The sequence below is a fragment of the Nakamurella alba genome (assembly GCF_009707545.1).
Classification (GTDB): Bacteria; Actinomycetota; Actinomycetes; order Mycobacteriales; family Nakamurellaceae; genus Nakamurella; species Nakamurella alba.
Window position 1 is genome coordinate 221332 of record NZ_WLYK01000002.1, and the last position, 19025, is coordinate 240356.

At 72.5% G+C, this 19025-nt stretch carries 16 protein-coding genes; 5 read left to right on the forward strand and 11 right to left on the reverse strand.

Features of this window, described 5'->3' with window-relative positions:
• Positions 1–19: 19 nt before the first annotated feature.
• The 11 genes from GIS00_RS09590 to GIS00_RS09635 all read right to left on the reverse strand — a co-directional run bounded on the left by GIS00_RS09590 (position 20) and on the right by GIS00_RS09635 (position 12770).
• Positions 20–1042: a hypothetical protein gene (locus GIS00_RS09590; RefSeq protein ID WP_154768202.1), complete on the reverse strand. Its 1023-nt coding sequence runs from the start codon at positions 1040–1042 to the stop codon at positions 20–22.
• The gene (locus GIS00_RS09595) at positions 1039–2595 is read right to left on the reverse strand and encodes an AMP-binding protein (RefSeq protein ID WP_154768203.1); all 1557 of its coding nucleotides are present in this window, start codon (positions 2593–2595) and stop codon (positions 1039–1041) included. Before GIS00_RS09595 ends, GIS00_RS09590 begins: the two co-directional genes overlap by 4 nt.
• A complete protein-coding gene (locus GIS00_RS09600) occupies positions 2595–3485 on the reverse strand; it encodes an alpha/beta hydrolase (RefSeq protein WP_154768204.1) in 891 nt (296 codons plus the stop codon). Before GIS00_RS09600 ends, GIS00_RS09595 begins: the two co-directional genes overlap by 1 nt.
• Complete coding sequence (locus tag GIS00_RS09605) at positions 3482–4264, reverse strand: ABC transporter ATP-binding protein (RefSeq protein WP_154768205.1); 783 nt, start codon at positions 4262–4264, stop codon at positions 3482–3484. Before GIS00_RS09605 ends, GIS00_RS09600 begins: the two co-directional genes overlap by 4 nt.
• Positions 4261–6195, reverse strand: coding sequence for a branched-chain amino acid ABC transporter ATP-binding protein/permease (locus GIS00_RS09610; RefSeq protein WP_154768206.1), 1935 nt, complete (start codon positions 6193–6195; stop codon positions 4261–4263). The genes GIS00_RS09605 and GIS00_RS09610 overlap by 4 nt, the downstream gene beginning before the upstream one ends.
• Positions 6192–7055 (reverse strand): branched-chain amino acid ABC transporter permease, encoded by an 864-nt coding sequence (locus tag GIS00_RS09615; protein ID WP_154768207.1) that lies wholly within the window; start codon positions 7053–7055, stop codon positions 6192–6194. Before GIS00_RS09615 ends, GIS00_RS09610 begins: the two co-directional genes overlap by 4 nt.
• 21 nt (positions 7056–7076) lie before the next feature.
• A complete protein-coding gene (locus tag GIS00_RS09620) occupies positions 7077–8381 on the reverse strand; it encodes an ABC transporter substrate-binding protein (RefSeq protein ID WP_154768208.1) in 1305 nt (434 codons plus the stop codon).
• A 427-nt stretch (positions 8382–8808) separates the two neighbouring features.
• Positions 8809–9087, reverse strand: coding sequence for a hypothetical protein (locus tag GIS00_RS09625; protein ID WP_154768209.1), 279 nt, complete (start codon positions 9085–9087; stop codon positions 8809–8811).
• Position 9088: 1 nt separating this feature from the next.
• A complete protein-coding gene (locus GIS00_RS09630; RefSeq protein ID WP_196073206.1) occupies positions 9089–10144 on the reverse strand; it encodes a phosphotransferase family protein in 1056 nt (351 codons plus the stop codon).
• Positions 10141–11154 (reverse strand): DUF7064 domain-containing protein, encoded by a 1014-nt coding sequence (locus GIS00_RS26860; RefSeq protein ID WP_196073207.1) that lies wholly within the window; start codon positions 11152–11154, stop codon positions 10141–10143. The genes GIS00_RS09630 and GIS00_RS26860 overlap by 4 nt, the downstream gene beginning before the upstream one ends.
• 71 nt (positions 11155–11225) lie before the next feature.
• Positions 11226–12770, reverse strand: coding sequence for an AMP-binding protein (locus GIS00_RS09635; RefSeq protein ID WP_322097783.1), 1545 nt, complete (start codon positions 12768–12770; stop codon positions 11226–11228).
• A gap of 389 nt (positions 12771–13159) precedes the next feature.
• Between GIS00_RS09635 and GIS00_RS09640 the strand changes: the two genes are divergently transcribed.
• The 5 genes from GIS00_RS09640 to meaB all read left to right on the forward strand — a co-directional run bounded on the left by GIS00_RS09640 (position 13160) and on the right by meaB (position 19019).
• Positions 13160–13411, forward strand: a complete 252-nt coding sequence (locus GIS00_RS09640; protein ID WP_154768211.1) for a hypothetical protein — start codon at positions 13160–13162, stop codon at positions 13409–13411.
• Positions 13408–13902, forward strand: coding sequence for an acyl-CoA thioesterase (locus tag GIS00_RS09645; RefSeq protein WP_154768212.1), 495 nt, complete (start codon positions 13408–13410; stop codon positions 13900–13902). The genes GIS00_RS09640 and GIS00_RS09645 overlap by 4 nt, the downstream gene beginning before the upstream one ends.
• Positions 13903–14014: 112 nt before the next feature.
• Positions 14015–15841 carry a methylmalonyl-CoA mutase family protein gene (locus GIS00_RS09650; protein ID WP_154768213.1) on the forward strand — a complete coding sequence of 609 codons (1827 nt, stop codon included), beginning with the start codon at positions 14015–14017 and terminating at the stop codon, positions 15839–15841.
• Entirely contained in the window at positions 15838–18030 is a 2193-nt protein-coding gene (gene scpA, locus GIS00_RS09655) for a methylmalonyl-CoA mutase (RefSeq protein WP_154768214.1), read from the forward strand. The genes GIS00_RS09650 and scpA overlap by 4 nt, the downstream gene beginning before the upstream one ends.
• Positions 18027–19019, forward strand: coding sequence for a methylmalonyl Co-A mutase-associated GTPase MeaB (gene meaB / locus GIS00_RS09660; protein WP_154768215.1), 993 nt, complete (start codon positions 18027–18029; stop codon positions 19017–19019). The genes scpA and meaB overlap by 4 nt, the downstream gene beginning before the upstream one ends.
• Positions 19020–19025: the final 6 nt, after the last annotated feature.

Sequence of the window (19025 nt, forward strand, 5' to 3'; positions counted from 1 at the left end):
TGTCGTCACACCACTGCCGTCACACCGCTGCCGCCGCCCGACGTCGGGCGGCGGCAGCGGCGTTCAGGGTGGAGACGTCGGCGTGCCAGAGGGTCTCGCCGATCCCGGTGCGGCCGTTCCACGTGCAGTCGAGCAGATCGAAGACCTGGTAGACGTTCTGGCCCCCGTCGAACTCCAGGCCCGCTCGGGACACCCCGTCGATGCGGTGGTGCTCACCGGTCTCGTCGTCGACCTCGAGGGTGAGCCGCTCGGTCCGCAGCCCGGCCCGGTGGTAGGTCATCGTCGCCCCGGTCACCCGGCGGACCTGGTCCCCGCGCAGGACGTAGGCGTTGGTCACCACCGACTCCACGGCGCCGTCCCGCGGGTGCTCCGCGGTGTGCGTGAGCACGGTGAGCTCGCGGCCGAAGTGGAACATGTCGAAGGTGCCGGTGTCGTGCCCGGCCTCGGCCCGCGGGCTCCACGAGTGGTCCCGGTTGGCCGGCCCGTCGACCTCGTGCCGCACCCCGTCGAGCAGCAGGTGCCCGGTGACCCACATGGTCTGGTCGATGTGCCCCATCGGCTCGTCACCGGACCGGCCGGACAGACCCGCCGGCACCGCGGCCGTCGGATCGGCAGGGCGGTGGAAGGCCATGAAGCCGTTGACGTCCCGGGCCACCGTGGTCACGGACAGGTCCGCCGGCGGCATCATCGCCCGGTAGTCCAGGTGCGCCTCGAACCGCCGGGTCCGGTGGACCACGCGGTAGTGATCGGGAGCAGGGGCACCCTTCACCGTCAGGCCGCTCGCCAGCCGGTAGTCGGCGAGCCGGGCGCCCCCGATCGGCTGCTGGTAGCGGGAGTCGTGGAACTCCATGTCGGCCACCGAGGTGGACCCCGCCGAGTAGGCGTAGATCTTCGTGAACGCCACGCCCAGGTTCGTCCGGAAGCCGACCCAGATGTGCAGCCGGATCGTCCCGTCCGCGGTGAACGCCGAGAACCAGTTCGTCTCCAGCCATCTCGGGTCGCCCTCGGTGGGCCGCGAGAAGTCGGCGAACCCCCGGCTCATGCCGACACCGCCGGCAGGAAGGGCGCGCGCAGCGCCGCCTTGTCGACCTTGCCCGCGGCGCTGCGCGGCAGGTGCCCGACGAAGTCGTAGCTGCGCGGGCACTTGAACCGGGCCAGCAAGGTACGACAGTGGGTGTCCAGCTCCGTCTCCCCGACCGCGGTGCCCGGCAGCAGCTCCACCACCGCGCGGACCTGCTCGCCCATGTCCGGGTGCGGGATGCCGAAGACGGCGGCGTCCGCGACCGCCGGGTGTTCCATCAACGCGTCCTCCACCTCACGTGGGTAGATGTTGACCCCGCCGGAGATGATCGTGAAGTTCTTCCGGTCGGTGAGGAACAGGTAGCCGTCGTCGTCGAGGTACCCGAGATCACCGGTGGTGCTCATGGTCCCGTCGGCCGAGCGGCCGTCGGTGGTGGCCGCGCCGCCGAAGTACTCGAAGTTGGTGGCGCCGGCGAACCAGACCTCGCCGACCGTGCCGGGCGGGACCGGCGCACCGGTGTCGTCCAGGATCCGCACCTCGCCGAGCGCGGCCCGGCCGACGGTGCCCGGGCGCTCCAGCCACTCCTGCGAGGTGCAGGTGGTCCCGCCGTTCGCCTCGGTGGAGCCGTAGTTCTCGTAGAGGATCGGGCCGAGCCACTCGATCAGCGCCCGCTTCACCCCGGGCGGGCACGGGGCCGCGACGTGCACGACCGCCTCCAGCGACGACACCTCGTACCGGTCGCGCACGTCGACGGGCAGTTGGACGGCCCGGGCCAGCATCGTCGGGACGGCCATCAGGTGGGTGACCCGGTGGGCGTCGACGGCGGCCAGCATCGCCTGCGCCTCGAAACGCTCGAGCACCACGGTGGTCCCACCCAGCCGGAGGGCGCAGGAGGTGGAGGCCTGCGGACCGGAGTGGTAGTTCGGCCCGGGCTGCAGGAACACCATGTCCTCCCGCATGCGGTAGGCCACCCGGGCGGCCGTCTCCCAGAACTCGCCGGCGGTGTCGGGTGCGGCGTCCGGGACGGGGCGGAGCACGCCCTTGGGCCGGCCGGTGGTGCCGGAGCTGTACAGCATGGGCCCGCCGAGCCGGCGCACCTCGTCGGGCAACGGATCACCGGATGCGGCGGCCATGAGCGGGTGCAGGTCCGAGAAGTGCTGCGGCACCGGGGCTGCGTGGTTGCCGAGAGACGGGTCGAGCACCCACCACCGCTGAACCCGGGGACAGGTGGCGGGCAGCCGGTCGGCGAGCCCGTCGAACGTGGCCGAGACGATCACCGCGCGGGCGGTGCTGTCGTCGACGATGTACGCGGCCTCCGGTGCGGTCAGGTGGAAGTTGACCGGCGTGTGGTAGAGCCCGCAGCGTTCGGCGGCGCCCTGCGCCACGTAGGCCGCGAGGGAGTTCTCCAGCAGGAAGGCGACGTGGTCGCCCGGGCGCAGACCGGCGTCCAGGAACACCCGGGCCAGCCGGTTGCACCGGTCCTCGTACTCCGCGAAGGTCAGTTGCCGCCCGCTGCCGGCCATGACCAGCGCCGGCCGGTCGGGGTGCAGCCGGGCCCGGTGCGCGGCGTACATCAGGCGGTGGTCCCGCCGTCGTGCGCGCGCAGGAAGCCGGCGGCCTCGTCGATCGCGGCCACCGCCTCGGGCAGCGCCCACCACATCATCTGGAAGACGTGCGGCATCCCCGGGTACACCGTGTGCTGTGTCCGCACCCCGGCCGCCACGGCAGCGGTCGCCAGCCGGGCAGAGTCGCCGGACAGCACCTCGTCGCCGCCGGTCTGCAGCAGCAGCGGCGGGTGCCCGGTCAGGTCCGAGAACACCGGCGACACCAACGGATCCGCCGCGTCACCGGCCGGCCCGAGGTACATGTCCACGTCGGCCTGCAGGTCGACGCGGCGGACCAGCAGGTCGACGTCGGCGAGCTCGTCGAAGGTGGGGCTCTGCAGGGTCAGGTCGGCCCACGCCGACATGGTGACCACGGCGGTCGGGCCGGGCAGCCCGGCGTCCCGGGTGGCGGCGACCGACCCGAGGGCCAGCCCGGCGCCGGCCGAGTCGCCGGCCACCGCGTAGGTCCGGCCGTCCGCGGCCAGCGCGCCGATCACCGCCAGCACGTCCTGGATCGCCGCCGGGTGCCGGTGCTCCGGCGCGAGGCGGTAGTCGGGCAGGAACGCCTCCCGGCCGGCCGCCGCCGCCACCCGGGCCACCAGGTCGCGGTGGCTCAGCGCGGATCCGCAGACGTACCCGCCGCCGTGCAGGTGCAGCAGCACCGCCGATCCCGGTTCCGCGCCGGCCGGGGTGATCCACAGCCCGTCGATCCCGCCGACCGTGCGCGGCTGCACCGCGACACCGTCCGGGATCTCGCGGGCGATGGCGTCGATACCGACCCGCAGCTGCTCGACCGTCGGGTCCGGCGGCACCGCCGCATAGGCCTCGCCGAGTGCCTGCAGGACGCGCTGTTCGGTCACGGTGTCTCCTTCGACCCGTTCGTCGGTGTGGGATCGGCGGCCGGTGCGACACCGGCGGCGCCGAAGTAGATCTCGCTCATCTCGCCGGAGCCGAGCAGCTCCGCGCTGCTCCCGGCCAGCACGATGCGACCGCGGTCGATGACGTAGCCGCGGGTGGCGACGGCCAGCGCCTGCTGCGCGCGTTGTTCGACCAGCAGCACCGCCAGGCTGCGCCGCCGGGCGAGTTCGGCGACCAGGTCCAGCACCTCCACGGTGAGCCGCGGGCTCAGGCCCAGGGTCGGCTCGTCCAGCAGCAGCACCTGCGGGCTCGCCGCCGCGGCCCGGGCCAGCGCGACCATCTGCTGCTGTCCGCCGGAGAGCAGGCCGGCCTGGGTCGACATCCGTTCGCGGACCACCGGCAGCAGGTCGAGAACCTCGTCCAGCAGGGCCTTCCCACCGCCCCGGCCGGACAGCCGCAGGCCGAGTTCGATGTTCTCGGCGACGGTCATGTGCAGGAACAGCCGCCGGCCCTCGGGTGCGGTGACGATGCCGGCCCGGGCCCGGCGTTCCGGCCGCATCCGGGTGACGTCCCGGCCGCCGGAGTGCACGCTGCCGGCGCGGGCCGGCAGCAGGCCGCCGATGGTCTTCACCAGGGTCGACTTGCCGGCGCCGTTGGCGCCGAGCAGCGCCACGATCTCCTCCGGCCGGACCTGCAGGTCGACCTCGTGCAGCACGTCCACCGGCCCGTATCCGGCCGAGAGTCCCTGCACCACCAGGCCTTCGCCGGTCGCCGTCGTCATCGCAGCTCCTCCGTCGGGGTGGCGCCGGCGGTGACCGCGCCGAGGTAGGCCTCACGCACCTGCTCGTCGGCGAGGAACGCGGCCGGATCGCCGCGGAACAGCACCCGCCCCTGGTCCATGCAGGTGATGACCGCCGCGGTGCGGGTGACCAGGTCCATGTGGTGCTCCACCAGCAGCACACCGAGGCCGTCGGCGGTGAGCCGCTGCAGCACCTGCACCAGCTCCGCCTCCTCGTGGTGGTTCAGGCCGGCGGCCGGCTCGTCCAGGATCAGCAGGGCCGGCCGGCCGGCGATCGCCCGGGCGATCTCCACCATCCGCTGCCGGCCGTAGGACAGGTCGCCGGCCAGACGCTCGGCGTCGGCGAGCATGTCGAGGTACCCCAGCGCCCAGATCGCCCGTTCCCGGGCCTGCGCCGAGTCCCGGACCGCACGCGGGCTGTTGGCCGCGATCCGCCACAGCCCGGCCGCACCGGGTGCGCGTACCCCGGCCATCACGTTCTCCAGCACCGTGCGGTCGACGAACAGGTGCGGGACCTGGAAGGTGCGGGTCACCCCGAGCGCCTTGACCTTGTCCGGGCGGGCGTCCTGCACCTGCCCGCCGTTGATCCGGATCGTCCCGGTGTCCACCGGGTACACCCCGCTGACCAGGTTGAGCAGGGTGGTCTTGCCGGCGCCGTTCGGCCCGACCAGCGCGTGCACGGTGCCCGCCTCGACGGTCAGGTCGACGTCCGAGACCGCCTTCAGCCCACCGAAGGTGATGGAGGCGTTCTCCACGACGAGCACCTGCGGGTCGAGCACCCGGGCGCCGATGGTGTGGTCGGTGTCGCCGGCCACCGGCGGTGCCGGACGGTGCCGGGCCGTCTGCCGCCACCACTTCTGCGCGGTGCCCACGATGCCGCCGGGCAGGAACTTCACCACCAGGATCAGCACCAGCCCGCTGATGCCGGTCGAGCCGATGAACCACTTGTCGCTGATCCAGGAGTTCTGCAGGTCGACGATCCAGCCGGTGGTGGAGTCGGACTCCAGGAACAGCAGGAAGAGCACGCCGACCACCGGGCCGAGGACGGTACGCGAGCCGCCCACCATCACCATCACCAGCAGGTCGATGCTCAGCACCAGCAGGAACGACTCCGGCTGCAGGTGGCCGAACACCATCAGGTAGACGGCACCGCCGACGGCCCCGAAACCGGCGGCGATCATGAAGGTCTGCACCTTGGTGCGGAAGACGTCGACGCCGAGGTGCGCGGCCACCAGGTCGCCGTGCCGGACCGAGTCCATCGCCCGGCCGAACTGCGAGCCGGCCAGGTTCCGGTAGAGCACGACGGCCAGCACCGCGAGCACCGCCGCCGCGAGCACGGCCCAGCCGGTGACGCCGGGCAGGAACGGCCGGTCCAGGTGCAGGCCGAACAGTTCCGGCGGGCGCACGCTGGAGGTGCCCTGCGCCACCGTGCTCGGGTACCCGGAGGCCCGGCCGAAGGCCGGCGCCTGGTTGAGCACGGTGACCACCAGCAGGGTGAAGATCAGCGTGACGATGGCGACGAACGGCCCCTCGAGCCGAAGCGAGGCGATGGCCAGCAGCGCGCCGACCACCGCGGCCACCAGCACCGCGACCACGACCGCCAGGAACCAGGGCAGACCGTTCTGCACGCCGATGGCCGTGCCGTACCCACCGATGGCGAAGAACCCCGCCTGGCCCAGTGACAGCTGACCGGCGCAGCCCCACAACAGGTTCAGGCCGACCGCGGCGATCAGGTACGCGGCGCCGAGACCGACCTTCTGCATGTAGTCGACCGACCCGGCGGAGCCCGCGAGGCCGGGCAGGAACAGCGCGACGGCGGCGACGAGGCCGGCGACCAACAGGATCGTCGAGCTGTGCCCGCTGTGCCCGCCGGTCCGGCGCTCCCGGGCCGGCGCGGTGGCGGCGGCGTTCACACCTTCTCCTTCGGGACGGTGCCGAGGATGCCCTCGGGCTTGAGCATCAGCACCAGCACCACCGCGATCAGCCCGGCGGTGGAGCCGACCACGGCGTCGAAGAAGTAGGTGCCGAGCTGGTTGATCAGGCCGTACGCCAGACCGCCGATGAGGACGCCGGGGATCGAGTTGATCCCGCCGATCACCGCCACGCTGATCGCCCCGACCAGCAGCGGCGGGCCGAGCGAAGGAGTCACGGTGGTCTGGGCGCCGTACATCAGGCCGGCCAGCACCGCGATCATCGACGCCCCGGCATAGACGAACATGCTCAGCCGCTTCACCGAGATGCCCATCAGCAGAGCCGTTTCCGGGTCCTCCGCCGAGGCCCGGATGACCCGCCCGAGGGCGGTCCAGCGCAGCACGCAGCTGATCCCGACGGACAGCAGCACGGCCAGCGCCAGGATGACCAGGGCCTGGTAGGCCAGGCCCAGGTCGCCCAGCCGGTAGAACCCGTCGATCTTGAAGACCGCGAGCGAGAGCGGTTCCACGCCCATGCCGTTGGTCTGCAGGTCGATCAGGATCATCCCGAGGCCGAGGGTGGACAGCAGCCAGCGGTAGTCGCGGGCGTTCACGTGGAACGGGGTGATCAGCAGCCGGCTGATCAGCGCCCCGAGCAGACCGCCCACCAGCAGGGCGAGCAGGAACCGGAGCCAGCCCGGCCCGACCGCAGCGGACAGCACGGCCACCCCGGCACCGGCGCTGACCAGCTCGCCGGTGCCGAAGTTGCCGGTGCGGGTGGCCAGGAAGGTGAGCGACAGGCTCAGCGCGACGAGCGCGAAGAGTCCGCCGACCAGGATCCCGGAGGTGATGGCGTTCAGCATCGGGGTGTCACCGCCTCCCGGTCAGGAGGTCGCGTCGATGGTCTCGACGAGCGTGTAGTTGCCGTCCGCGTCGAAGCCGTACAGGCCCCAGGCCACGCTGTCCAGGTCCCACATGCGGTGGTCGTCGGCGGAGAACGGGGTGGTCACCTCGACACCGAGACTGCTGAAGTCCTGGATGTTCTCGATGGCGTCCCGGACCGCCGGGTAGTCCTGCGCGCTGCCGGCGGCCTCGACGCCCTGGGCGTACATCTTCAGGCAGGCGTAGGCGGCGACCACGGCGGCCGTCTGCTGCGGGTCCTCGCCGTAGGCGGCCTTGTAGTCCGCGAGCAGCGTGGTGTAGTCCTCGGACAGGATCGGCCACGGCACCACGAAGGTCACCTTCTGCCGCTGCTCGGGCGTGGCGTTGGCGGCGAAGCCGCCCTGGATGGCACCGGTGCTGACGATCTTCGACGGGGTGAAGCCGACCTGGTCGAAGGCGTCCAGCACCTTGACCATCTCGGTCGGCAGGGCGACGCCGACGACGACCTCGGTGACGCCCGCGTCCTTGAGCGCCTGTGCCTGCACCGACAGGTCGGTGGCGGCCATGTCGAAGGTCTGCTTCTCGTAGGCCGGCAGGCCCTTCCCGGACCACACGGTGGTCATCGCGGCGTCGAAAGCCTGTCCGTAGGCGGTGGTATCGGCGATCAGGCCGACCTTCCCGGCCGGGTCGATCACGTTGGTGGCGATCACGTTGATGGCCTGCGGGGCGGTCGCGGACAACTGGAACGCCCAGTTGCCGGCGGCGGTCGCCTTCGCCACCGCCTCGTCACCCGCCAACGGCAGGCACCACGGCCGGCCGACCGACTGGATCAGCTCCTGCACCTGCAGTGCACCACCGCTGGAGTAGGGCCCGAAGATCGCGTCGACCTTGTCGTCGTTGAGCGCCTTCTGCACCGCACTCACCGAGCCCTCCGGGGTGCCCTTGTCGTCGCCGTCGACCAGCTCGAAGGTGATGTTCTCATCGCCCAGGTCGGCGATCGCCAGCTCGACGCCGCGACGCTGCTCGAACTGGGTGGCCGGCGCGGCGCTCGAGCCCAGCAGCGCGATCTTCGCGGTGATCGGCCCCGAGGATCCGCCGCCGGTCGCCGAGCCGGTCGCCGAGCCCGTCGCCGAACCTGTTGCGGAACCGGCGGTGTCGGGAGCGGCGGTGCTCCCGCCGGAGGTGGCCGGTGTGGTGGCCGGGGTGGTGCCGGCGGAGTCCGATCCCCCGCCGCAGGCCGACAACAGCATCGCCACGGTGGCGGCGCCGGCGGCCAGCAGCATCCTGGTCCGGGAGTTGTTCCTCATCGAGCAGTCCTTTCGGGGGCCGGTCGTCGTCGATCCGGCGGCCTGGGAGCCTGGGAGTGGTCCGCCCGGTGCCGGCACGCGCATCACGAGGTCGACCGGCCTACCCGGTGCGACTCCAGGGCGTTGTCACCCTGCGCTGCGCATGTGCTCCGACGGGAGCGGTTGTACTACTTGCAACAGGGCCGTGCACCCCGTTGTACTGCGGCGATCACCTGTGTTGTGAACCATAGTTCTACCTCGGTGTGCGGTCAACCCGGGAGCGGCGCGGATGCCGTGCCGCACCCTCCCGGTTCCGGGCAGGCCGCAGCGCACCGGCTCACGCAGGGTCGGAGGTCGGTGTGCCGCGGTGGGAGGGGACGCCGGAGAAGCCCTCCGCACGAGGGAATCCGGGCCGCGCCGCGGCGGGATCAGGCATCCCGCGCGGTGTTCAGGCCTCGGCGCCGGTGACGGCCTTCCGGTAGTGCAGCGAGACCTGTCTGCCCAGCAGTCCTTCCACCTCGAGCAGGTGACTGTGCGTGCTGCCGTCCGGCGCGGCACCGTTCGGCGCGGCACCGTCCGCGTCCAGTTCGACGGCGATGTTGGAGAGCAGGCCCGCGGCGGCCCACAGCTGGCTCCGGGCGTAGGCGTCGGTGACGTGCGGCAGCACGTCGGCGGTCACCGCGTCGGCGATGGCCCGCAGCGCGACACCGGTGGCGATGTAGTCCATCTCAGCTCCCTTCCGGCCCTGCCGGCTCTGCCGGACCTGATGTCGCAGCGGGCGTCTCCCCTGCCGATTCCGACCGGAGGACCTTGCGCAGCACCAGGGCGGCGACGCTGCGGTTGGTGTAACAGGAGAGCAGCGGCCGCAGGTCCGCGTACTGCCCGGCACCGATGAGGTCGACCGCCTTCGCGTCCATCGACATCTTCGACCAGCCGGCCGCCACCTCCCACCAGAGCAACCGGTCGGCATCCACCGGCGTCCCGGTGAGATCGGCGTAGCGGTCGAGGAACTCGGCGCGAGGCAGCAGGCCCATCACCTCGTCGTCCGGACCGAAGGTCGACATCAGGGTCCAGCCGAGATCGAAGTACGGATCGCCGAGGCCGGCCTCCTCCCAGTCCAGTACGGCCGAGATCCGGTCCTCCCCCTCCCACATCACGTTGGCCAGCCGGTAATCGCCGTGCACCACGGCCCGGTGCGCCGGTTCCGGCGGGCGGTGGTCGACCAGCCAGCGGCCGATGTACTCGTGGTAGGCCGGCAGCACGAGAGCGGTGGCGGCCAGGGACTTCTCCCAGCGGTCGAGCACCGCGGTCGGGGTCTTGAGCGGGGCCCAGCCGAGCCGCCCCGCCCCGTCGTCGGTCACCGCGTGCACGCCGGCCAGCACCTGCAGGTACTCCTGCGCCATGGCGGCGCGGCGCTGCTGCCCGATGCCGTGGGCGCCGTCCAGGATCACCTCGCCGAAGACCTGGCGGCTGGCGAAGAACGGCCGGCCGATCACCTCCCCGGTGGGCTCGATCAGTTCGACGGCGGGTACCGGCAGTCCGGCGTCGCCGAGCCAGGACACCAGCCGCGCCTCGGCCTCCGGCTCGTACGGCTCCAGGGGCCCGACCGCCGGCGGGATCCGCACGACGATGCCCGGTCCGTCCTGCCCGGTGACCCGGTACAGCAGGGTGGACTGGGACAGCCCACCGCTGAGCAGGGTCCGGGCCAGCACGGCCGGGTCCACGCCGAGGTGCGCGGCGAGGTGGCGGTTCAGGGCGTCGAGGTCCAGCGCCGATGTACTCACCGGCCGGCTCCGGCCTCTGCAGCTGCCGCGCGCCGCTGCGCCGCGCGCACGCCCTGCAGCCGCATGATGTCGTCGTGCCACTGGATCTCGGCCCAGCCGGACCGGCCGTCCCAGGTGCAGTCCAGCAGGTCCATCACCAGGAAGATGTTCTGCCCGCCGTCGATCACTGCGGAACCGCGGGTGGTGCCGGTGATCTCGTAGTCGACGCCGTTCGTGTCGGTGACCCGGTAGCGGACCGCGCTGGTCCGGAAACCGTCGCGGGTGTAGTCGACCTCGGCCGAGCGCAGCGGTACCGGGCCCGCACCGGTGAGCACGTACCCGTTGCTGACCACCGGCTCCCCCGCGGCGTTCTCGCTGGTGTGCGTGAGCAGGGTGAGCTCGCGCCCGAAGTGGAACAGGTCGAAGGTGCCGATGCCGTGCCGGAACTCGGCCCGCGGGCTCCACGAGTGGTCCCGGTTGGAGACGCAGTCCACCGCGTGCTCGATCCCGTCCAGCACCACGGTGCCGGTGACCGCCATGGTCTGGTCGATGTGGCCGTAGGGCTCGTCGCCGGACCGTCCCGGCGGCCCGGCGGCCGCCTGCCGATGGAAGGCGGTGAACCCCTCACCACCGCCGTCGATCGCGGAGAAGTCCAGGGTCACCGGGTCCATGAGTGCCTCGAAGGTCAGCCGGGCGGTCATCCGGCCGCACTTGGACCGGTAGGTCAGCTCGTAGCGCTGCGGCGCCCGGCCGCGCACCGCCACCCCGGACAGCAGCGAGAAGTCGGAGAGCCGGTCGCTGCCGATCGGGCTGTGGTACTGCATGTCGGCGAGCTCCATGTCCAGCACGCTCTCGCAGTGGCCGGAGTAGGCGTACACCTTGCTGACCGCCACCCCGAGGTTGGTCCGGAAGCCCATCCAGAAGTGCAACCGGATCATGGTGTCGGTGGTGACCGCGGAGAACCACTGGGTCTCCAGCCATCTCGGCTCGCGGTAGCTGGGTCGGGTGAAATCCCCGTAACTGCGGGACATCTCGTGCAGACCTCGGTCTCTCTCGGGCCGACTCTCCCAGTCGCTCCCGGTGGTCGGAAAGGGCGGCGCGGTCAGGCCGGCCGGGCGGCGCCGACGTAGGCGTCGCGCAGCGTCCGCTTGACCAGCTTGCCGGTCGCCGTGCGCGGCAGGGTCGCCGCGAAGTCGACCGACCGGGGGCACTTGTACCGGGCCAGCCGGCCCCGGCAGAACTCGATGATCTCCGCGGCCAGCTCCGGCGAGGGCCGGTGCCCGGCGGTCAGCTCGACCACTGCCTTGACCTCCTCGCCGAGATCGTCGTGCGGGACACCGATCACGGCGGCATCCGCCACCGCGGGGTGCTCCACCAGCACCTCCTCGATCTCGACCGGGTAGATGTTCACCCCGCCGGAGATGATGGTGAACCCGACCCGGTCGGTGAGGTAGAGGTATCCGTCCGCGTCCAGGTGCCCGATGTCGCCGGTGGTGCTCATGTCACCGGCGGCGGAGCGGCCGGCCGCGGTCTTCTCCGGGTCGTTGAGGTAGACGAAGTTGGTCGCCCCCTTGATCCAGACCTCCCCGGTGGCGCCGGTGGGCAGCACGTTCCGGTCGGGGTCGAGGATCAGCACCTCGCCGAGCAGCGGCCGGCCGACGGTGCCCGGGTGGGCCAGCCACTCGTGCGAGTCGCAGATGACGCTGCCGTTGGCCTCGGTCGACCCGTAGTACTCGTAGATGATCGGGCCGAGCCAGTCGATCATCGCCCGCTTCACCGATGCCGGGCACGGCGCGGCACCGTGGGTGATGGCCTCCAGGGTGGACACGTCCCGGGAACGGCGCACCTCCTCCGGCAGCTGCAGGATCCGCGACAGCATGGTCGGGACCACGAGAGAGTGTGTGACGCCGTACTTCTCGACCAGCTCCAGGAACCGGCCGGCGTCGAACCTGGACATGATGACGCAGGTGCCGCCGCAGCGCAGCGACTCGGCCGTCGCGCTCTGCGGCCCCGAGTGGTACAGCGGGGCCGGCTGCAGGAACACCATGTCCGGCCGGGTCCGGTAGACCTTCGGGACCAGCTGGAACACCGGCAGCGGGTCGCTGGGGTCCAGGTCCGGCATCGGCCGCTGCACGCCCTTGGGGTTCCCGGTGGTGCCCGAGCTGTAGAGCAAGGCCATCCCGAGCTTCTCGCCCTCGACCGGCGTCGCCGGGAACGGTGCGACCGCCTCGGCCAGGTCCTCGAAGGAGCCGGCCAGCTCGTCGGGCCGGTCGACCATCAGCCAGCGGCGGACGCCGGGGCAGAGGTCGGGCAGCCCGGCGGCAGCGGCCATCCGGGCGGTGGTGACGACCACCTCGGCCGCCGAGTCGTTGATGATCCAGGCCGCTTCCGCCGTGGTCAGGTGCGAGTTGACCAGCGTGTAGTAGAGGCCGGTCCGTTCCCCGGCGCCCATCGCGACCACCATCTCCAGGGAGTTCTCCATGAAGTAGGCGACGTGGTCGGTGCGCTGCAGACCCTCGGCGCGCAGCAGGTGCGCGAGCCGGTTGGCCGCCGCTTCGTACTCGGCGTACGTGAGCTGCTCCCCGGTGTCGGCCATCACCAGCGCCACCCGGTCCGGGTACGCCTCCGCCCGCCTACCGGGATACACGGCGGTCCTGCCCGACGACTGGCAGGGCTGCTCGGCCCTGCTCGATGCTGCGCTGCATCCTGCTCTCCTCCCGGCGGCCCGCCGGGCCGCCACGTGCTGCTGATGCGAATGCTAGTTGCACCCGGAGATCGGGTCAATCAGTGGTACAAGTGCGGGAACGAGTCCCGATTGCTAATCTCCATTCTACCTAGTTCCACCACCCGCTGGTCTCCGGCCGGTCAGTCCACCGGCGCACCGACCGGCGCCCCCACCTCCGGAAGGCCGCACCCGGTGACCGCACTGCTGCTGATGATCCGCAAGCACCCCGACCTGGACGACGAGGAGTTCCGCGCCTACTACGAGCGCAGGCACCTCCCGCTGATCGCAGGCCTGATCCGGCCACGCCGCAGGTGTACCGCAGGCACTACGTCACCACCGCCGACCCGCTGGTGCAGCGACTGGCCGCCGGCCGCGGCGACCCGGCGCCGGCCGGGGACCTGTCGGCCGTCACCGAGCTGGTGTTCGCCACCCGGGAGGAGGCCGAGGACATGGTGGAACAGATGCTGGCCCTCGGCGTGCTGGAGCAGGTCCTCGCCGACGAGGCCGCGTTCATCGCCCCGGGCGGGGTCAGCTGGCTGCTGCAGCACCGGGTCAAGGGGTGACCGGTCGGCCCCCGGCGCCGGAGCTCTCCGCGGCGCTCGCCGTGCCGCCCACGATGGACCTTCTCGTCGGGCCGGATCGGCTCGACATCAACGGGCACATGGGGTTCCGGCACTACTTCGACCTCGCCTCGGAGGCGATGCGGCCGCTGTTCGAGCAGCAGCTGGAGGTGGACGGGCCCTACCGGCTGGAGCGGCGTCTCGGCTTCTTCGTCGTCGAGCACCGGCTGCGGTACCTGGCCGAGGTGCACGCCGGCCACCGGGTGACCGCGCACGCCGCGATCGCCGCGGTCGGCCGGCGGTCGATGGAGATCCGGACGATCCTGGTGAACCGCACCACCGACGCGGTCTCGTACGTGATGGACGCACAGTTCGTGCACATCGACCTGCGGACCCGGGCCTCGGCCCCGTTCCCGCCCGACCTGGAGCGGCGGCTGCGGGCGGCCACCGCCGGAGCCGCGGAGCCCGCCGGACGTGACCAGCACAACGTGTGACGTGAGCCAGCTCATGTGAGCCGCGGTTCACGCAAGCTCGTAGAGTCCGTGTCATGTTCGCCCTCGATGCGGAGAGCGCCCGGATGCCGGGTGCGCGCCGCCACCGCGCCCGATGACCGCCCGTCTGGACCCGGCCGCGCCGGACGCCGCCGCCGGCGCCGACCGGGAGACGCGCTGGCAGGAGGCCGCGGCCGGGGTGCTGCGCAAGGCCGGGCGCGACGTGCCGGACGCCGCCGCCGCGCCGGCCATGTTGTCGAAGCGGACCCTCGAGGGACTGCAGGTCCCCGCACTCGGCACGCCCGAGCTGCTGGAGTCGCTGCCCGAGCAGGGTGCACCCGGCGCCTCCCCCTACACCCGCGGGCCGGGACCCCGGCCGGACGGCTGGGACGTCCGCGCCGCGGTGCTGGAGACCGACCCGGCGACGGCCGCGGCGGTCGTGTTGGAGGAACTGACGGGCGGCGCCACCTCGCTGCTGCTGCCCGTCGGCATCGACGCCCTGCCGGCGTCCGGACTGGCCGACGTCCTGGACGGCGTCTACCTCGACCTCGCCGCGGTGGTGCTGCAGCCGACCGGGCCGGCGCTGCCCGCGGCCCGGGCACTCGCCGACCTCGCCGCGGCGAAGGGTGTGACCTTGCACCCGGCCTCCGGGCTCGGCGCCGACCCGATCGGGCACGCGGTACGCGCCGGGGCGACCGCGCCGGAGGCGACCGAGTCGGCCGAGCTGGCGGAGATCGCCGAGCTGGCCGCCGGTCTCGGCATCACCGCCTTCGTGGTGGACGGATCGGCCGCGCACGACGCCGGCGCCGGCGACGCCGCCGAGCTGGGCTGGGCGCTGGCCGCCGCCGTGCAGCTGTTGCGCGACCTGGAGGCGGCCGGCCGCCCGGCGGCCACGGTGCTGCCGCTGCTGGAGTTCCGGTTCGCCGCGACCGACGAGCAGTTCCCGACCATCGCGAAGTTCCGTGCGGCCCGACTGCTCTGGGACCGGGTGCTGGAGCTCTCCGGGGCGGACGGCCGGCCAGCCCAGCGCCAGCACGCCGTCACCTCCTGGCCGATGACCACCCGGTACGACCCGTACACGAACCTGCTCCGCACCACCGTGGCCTGCTTCGCGGCCGGCGTCGGCGGAGCCGACGCGGTGACCGTGCGGCCGTTCGACGTCGCGGTGGGCCTGCCGGAGTCGCTCGGCCGGCGGACGGCCCGCAACATCTCGCACCTGCTGCTGGGCGAGTCGCACGTCGCGGCGACCGCGGACCCGGCCGGCGGTGCCCCGGCCGTCGAGGCCCTCACCTGGGAACTGGCCGAGGCGGCGTGGACCGAGTTCGACGCCATCGAGGAGGCCGGCGGCGCCTGCGCGGCGCTGGCCGACGGGTCGGTGCGCGCCCGCTGGGCGGCCACCGTCGCCGAGCGGACCAAGCGGCTGGCCACCCGCAAGCAGCCGATCACCGGCGTCTCGGAGTTCCCGCAGACCGCGGAGACCCTGCCCGTCCGGCGGCCGCTGCCCTCGGTACCGGGCGAGAGGTGGGCGCAGCTGTACGAGGCGCTGCGCGACGAGCCCGTCGGCCACGTGCAACTCGCCACCATGGGCACCGCGGCCGCACACACCGCCCGGACCACCTTCCTGTCCAACGCGCTGGCGGCCGGCGGCATCCCCGTGACCACCACCGGCGACCTCGCCTCCGCGGAGGGTGTCGCGGACCGGCTGGACGGCGCGCAGGTGGTCTGCCTGGCCGGGACCGACAAGGACTACGCCGACTGGGGTCCCGGGCTGATCGAGGCCCTGCGGGCGGCCGGCGTCGGCCGGGTGCTGCTGGCCGGGCGGCCCTCGGACGAGCTGGCACCGCTGGTCGACGACTCGCTGGCGGTGGGCCAGGACCTGCCGTCCTTCCTCGCACGCACCCGGGCAGCGCTGCAGCTGCAGACCACAGGAGCGGACCGATGACCGACACCTCACCGACCACGAAGGCGTTCTCCGTGCCGGGCTCGTTCGCCGGGCTGCCGCTGCGCGGGGCCGCGGTCGCGGCGGCTCCGGCCGACGTCCCCGACTCGTGGCTGTCCCCCGAGGGCATCCCGATCGAGAGGGTCTACGGCGCCGGTGATCTCGCCGGACTGGACGCTCTCGACACCTATCCCGGGATCGCCCCGTTCCTGCGCGGGCCGTACCCGACGATGTACACCACCCAGCCGTGGACGATCCGCCAGTACGCCGGGTTCTCCACCGCGCAGGAGTCGAACGCCTTCTACCGCCGCAACCTCGCCGCCGGGCAGAAGGGCCTGTCCGTCGCCTTCGACCTGGCCACCCACCGTGGCTACGACTCCGACCATCCGCGGGTGACCGGCGACGTCGGGATGGCCGGCGTGGCCATCGACTCGATCCTGGACATGCGGCAGCTCTTCGACTCCATCCCGCTGGACCGGATGAGCGTCTCGATGACGATGAACGGTGCGGTGCTGCCGATCCTGGCGCTCTACATCGTCGCGGCCGAGGAGCAGGGGGTGAAGCCGGAGCAGCTCTCGGGGACGATCCAGAACGACATCCTCAAGGAGTTCATGGTCCGGAACACCTACATCTACCCGCCGAAGCCGTCGATGCGGATCATCTCCGACATCTTCGCCTACACCGCGGAGCACATGCCGAAGTTCAACTCCATCTCGATCTCCGGGTACCACATCCAGGAGGCCGGTGCGACAGCGGATCTCGAGCTGGCGTACACCCTGGCCGACGGGGTGGAGTACCTGCAGGCGGGTGTCGACGCGGGGCTGGACATCGACGCGTTCGCGCCGCGGCTGAGTTTCTTCTGGGCGATCGGCATGAACTTCTTCATGGAGGTCGCGAAGATGCGGGCGGGTCGGGCGATCTGGGCCCAGCTGGTGTCCGAGTTCAACCCGAAGAACGCGAAATCGCTGTCCCTGCGCACCCATTCGCAGACCTCCGGCTGGTCGCTGACCGCGCAGGACCCGTTCAACAACGTGGCCCGCACCTGCATCGAGGCGATGGCCGCGACCCAGGGGCACACCCAGTCGCTGCACACCAACGCGCTGGACGAGGCGATCGCGCTGCCGACCGACTTCTCGGCGCGGATCGCCCGGAACACCCAGCTGCTGCTGCAGCAGGAGTCGGGCACCACGTCGATCATCGACCCGTGGGGCGGCTCCTACTTCGTGGAGAAGCTGACCCACGACCTGGCGGCCAAGGCGCTCGAGCACATCGCCGAGGTGCGCAAGGCCGGCGGCATGGCGGCGGCGATCGACGCCGGCATCCCGAAGATGCGCATCGAGGAGGCCGCCGCCCGCACCCAGGCGCGGATCGACTCCGGCGCGCAGATCGTGGTGGGCGTCAACAGCTACCAGGTGCCCGCGGCCGAGGCCGGCGAGATCGAGGTGCTCAAGGTCGACAACGGTGCGGTGCGGGCCGCGCAGCTGGAGAAGCTGGCCCGGCTCAAGGCCGAGCGGGACCCGGCCGCGGTCACCTCCGCGCTCGAGGCGCTGACCCGGTCGGCCGCGCAGGGCAACGGGAACCTGCTCGACCTCGCGGTGCAGGCCGCCCGGGCGAAGGCCACCGTCGGCGAGATCTCCGAGGCGCTGGAGAAGATCTACGGGCGGCACACCGCGGTGATCCGTACGATCTCCGGCGTGTACCGATCCGAGGCCACCGCCACCGGCGGCTCCACCGCCGTGGACAAGGTGTTGGCCGCCACCGACGCCTTCGAGGAGGCGGAGGGCCGCCGCCCGCGCATCCTGGTGGCGAAGATGGGCCAGGACGGGCACGACCGCGGCCAGAAGGTCATCGTCTCCGCGTTCGCCGACCTCGGCTTCGACGTGGACGTGGGCCCGCTGTTCTCCACGCCGGAGGAGGTCGCGCAACAGGCGGTCGACGCCGACGTGCACGTGGTCGGGGTGTCCTCGCTGGCCGCCGGCCACCTGACCCTGGTGCCGGAGCTGCAGCAGGCGCTGGCCGACGCCGGCCGGCCGGACATCATGATCGTGGTCGGCGGTGTCATCCCGCCGTCCGACGTGCCGCTGCTGCTGGAGATGGGTGCCGCCGCGGTCTTCCCGCCCGGCACGGTGATCGCCGACTCGGCACTGGACCTGCTGGCCAAGCTGTCGTCCTCGCTCGGGCACGTGGCTTGACCCGCTCCGCCCCGATCCCCGGCCGGGACGACCCGGCCGGGCTCGCGGCAGCGGTCGCCGACGGTGGCCGCGGGGCGCTGTCCCGCGCCATCACCCTGGTCGAGTCCACCCGGGCCGACGACCGCGCCGCCGCTCGTGAGCTGCTCGGCACCCTGACCCCACCGGCGACACCTGCAGTGCGCGTTGGCATCTCGGGGGTGCCCGGGGCCGGGAAGTCGACCCTGGTGGAGACCCTGGGCATGCAGCTGATCGAGCAGGGCCACCGGATCGGGGTGCTGGCGGTCGACCCGTCCAGTACCCGCACCGGCGGCTCGGTGCTCGGTGACAAGACGCGGATGCCGAAGCTGGCCGCGCACCGCGACGCCTACGTGCGCCCCTCCCCCAGCGCCGGCTCGCTGGGCGGGGTGGCCCGGGCCACCGCCCAGGCGATCCCGCTGCTGGAGGCGGCCGGCTGCGACGTCGTGCTGGTGGAGACGGTGGGCGTCGGCCAGTCCGAGACCACCGTCGCCGGGATGGTCGACACCTTCCTGCTGCTCGCCCTGGCCCGCTCCGGCGATCAGCTGCAGGGCATCAAGAAGGGCGTGCTGGAGATCGCCGACGTGGTCGCGGTCAACAAGGCCGACGGCAGCCACGAGGTGGAGGCGAAGGCCGCCGCCCGCGAACTCACCGGGGCGCTGCACCTGGTGCAGGGCGCCGGCCGGATGCCGACCGTGCTGACCTGCTCCGGTGCCACCGGGGCCGGTGTGCCCGGGCTCTGGCAGCGGATCCTGCGGCACCGGGACGAGCTGGGATCCGAAGGGCTGCAGACGAAACGGGCCGAGCAGCGGGTCACCCTGGCCTGGGCACTGGTGCGCGACGAACTGGACCAGCGGCTGCGCCGGTCGGCCGCGGTGCGGGCCGCCCGGGGGGACGTGGAGTCCGCGGTCCGCGACGGATCGCTGTCCGCCGCCGGGGCCGCCGACGCGCTGCTCGAGGCCTTCGACGGCTGACACCGC

Excerpts from the sequence above, each read along its gene's own strand:
- GIS00_RS09590 (WP_154768202.1), bottom strand. The coding sequence starts at position 1,042 with ATGAGCCGGGGGTTCGCCGACTTCTCGCGGCCCACCGAGGGCGACCCG.
- GIS00_RS09595 (WP_154768203.1), bottom strand. The coding sequence starts at position 2,595 with ATGTACGCCGCGCACCGGGCCCGGCTGCACCCCGACCGGCCGGCGCTG.
- GIS00_RS09605 (WP_154768205.1), bottom strand. The coding sequence starts at position 4,264 with ATGACGACGGCGACCGGCGAAGGCCTGGTGGTGCAGGGACTCTCGGCC.
- GIS00_RS09615 (WP_154768207.1), bottom strand. The coding sequence starts at position 7,055 with ATGCTGAACGCCATCACCTCCGGGATCCTGGTCGGCGGACTCTTCGCG.
- GIS00_RS09620 (WP_154768208.1), bottom strand. The coding sequence starts at position 8,381 with ATGAGGAACAACTCCCGGACCAGGATGCTGCTGGCCGCCGGCGCCGCC.
- GIS00_RS09625 (WP_154768209.1), bottom strand. The coding sequence starts at position 9,087 with ATGGACTACATCGCCACCGGTGTCGCGCTGCGGGCCATCGCCGACGCG.
- GIS00_RS26860 (WP_196073207.1), bottom strand. The coding sequence starts at position 11,154 with ATGTCCCGCAGTTACGGGGATTTCACCCGACCCAGCTACCGCGAGCCG.
- GIS00_RS09650 (WP_154768213.1), top strand. The coding sequence starts at position 14,015 with ATGACCGCCCGTCTGGACCCGGCCGCGCCGGACGCCGCCGCCGGCGCC.
- scpA (WP_154768214.1), top strand. The coding sequence starts at position 15,838 with ATGACCGACACCTCACCGACCACGAAGGCGTTCTCCGTGCCGGGCTCG.